Raw genomic sequence first — 1,766 nt, forward strand, 5'->3', positions numbered from 1 at the left:
TCAGGCTGTTGACGAACCAAATCGCCATGTGCGATTTGGTTCGTCTTTTTTTAGGTTCAACGAGCTTGAGGCGCTCTGCCCGACAAAAGATTGAAGAAATGTTATGTAGACGGTCCTTTCTGGCCAACAGGTTGGCCAGCTTCTTCATGTTTTGTGCGGTGGCTGCCACCAGATTGGCACGTTGGACCTTCGCGGTCCCCCTGTAGAAGGTGAAACGGAGCCCGTGGAGCTCTTTCCCATCGGCGAACGAGCGCTCGACGGTCTGCGGCCGCAGTCGGTAAAGGGATCTCCCGGACGCGGACAGGCGGTTCTCGTTCACCTGCTCGCGGTAATGTTCATCGACGTGGCGTGTGATGTCCCTTCGGTGCGTCCGGCTGGACGTGCACTTCTCGAGGAGAGGGCAGTTCTGACAGATGGAGGGGTCGGAGACGTAATGGTGATAGCCGTGGCGGTCCGTCGTCTGATAGGTGAGGCGCTGTCGCGCCGGACAGAGATACGCATCTTCCTCGGGCAGGTACGTGTACCGGGTCTTGCGGAACATCCCCTTCTTCCCACCGAAACGCCTCCGGGCGATGACCCCGAAGATGCCCCGTTCGACGAGCGCCTTCGCAATCCCGGTCGTGAAGTAGCCTGCATCGAGCGCGACCGCCTCGAGCGGGAAATGGAAACGTTCGAGGACATGGTCGAGCCGATTGAGATAGACGGTGCTGTCCGAGACGTTCCCGGGTGTGACGTGTACATCGACGATGAAATTGTGCTTGGCGTCGACCGTCCGATGCGCCAGCCAGAAAAAGCCTTCCGGCTTCTGGTCACGATACATGTATCCCGCATCCGGGTCGGTCCGGCTCACCTTGACGAGCCGGCGCTCCCTCTTCTCAGATGCCGGTTTCAGTTCTTTTTTCCGCGTTCGGCCCGTCCCTCGTTCACGCGGGTGAGAAGCTCGTCCTCGATCGCACCGACGACCCGTTCGACCTCGACCTTGTCGAACTTCTTCTTGTTCGCGTTCGCCCGGATGTGCGTGGAATCCGTGATCAGGATGCGCCCGGAGACGAGACCGTGAGATTCCGCCTGTCGGACGATGTCCTCGAAGATTTGTTGGAACACGTCGTTCCCCTGGAAGCGTCGGCGGTAGGCCTGGCTGATCGTCGAATGGTCGGGAACCTTCTCATCGATGCCGAGACCGAGGAACCAGCGATAGGCGAGGTTCGTCTGAACCTCCCTCACGGTCTGCCGCACGGAACGGATGTTGAACAGGGGTCCGAGTAGGATGATCTTGATGATGATCTCCGGGTCGATGCCGGGCGTACCGGTGTTCGAATAGAGCGGGGCGCAGAGCCGGTGGACGATCGAGAAGTCGATGTGGCGGTCGAGTCTCCGGACGAGATGATCCTGCGGGACCAGCTGGTCCAACGTGGTCTTCGACTGGATCGGTTCATGTCGCTTCTCGGAATGGGCGCGATACATATCGGGTACCTCCTTTTGATGACGGGCGAACGTGGTGTTTATCTTCTTCATTCCCCGTTTGGACCGGTTCGAAGTATGTATCGGGCTTTTTCTTCGGCCATCGAGGCCTCAGAAAAAGACAAATGGTCGCCAAAGGTGGCGACCATTCGTGTGGCTCGTCCCACGGCGCCCCGACTCCTGCAGGAAAGCAATCCGACGGAGACCCAGCAGCGACTTGAGTCGCGATGCGGCTCCGGGATTGCCTGCGGAAAGCGTGGGCGCCGGAAGGACGAGTTCGTACATCTTATTTGTCAACAAGCTGA

Annotated in this window: 1 pseudogene; it reads right to left on the bottom strand. The window is 59.0% G+C overall.

The features are described from left to right. Positions 1-118: 118 nt before the first annotated feature. Positions 119-1,464, bottom strand: a pseudogene (locus F3H97_RS00660) (IS1182 family transposase); the annotation flags it as partial. Positions 1,465-1,766 lie beyond the last annotated feature (302 nt).

Source organism: Exiguobacterium sp. SRB7LM (genome assembly GCF_015712685.1).
GTDB classification, from domain to species: Bacteria; Bacillota; Bacilli; order Exiguobacteriales; family Exiguobacteriaceae; genus Exiguobacterium; species Exiguobacterium profundum.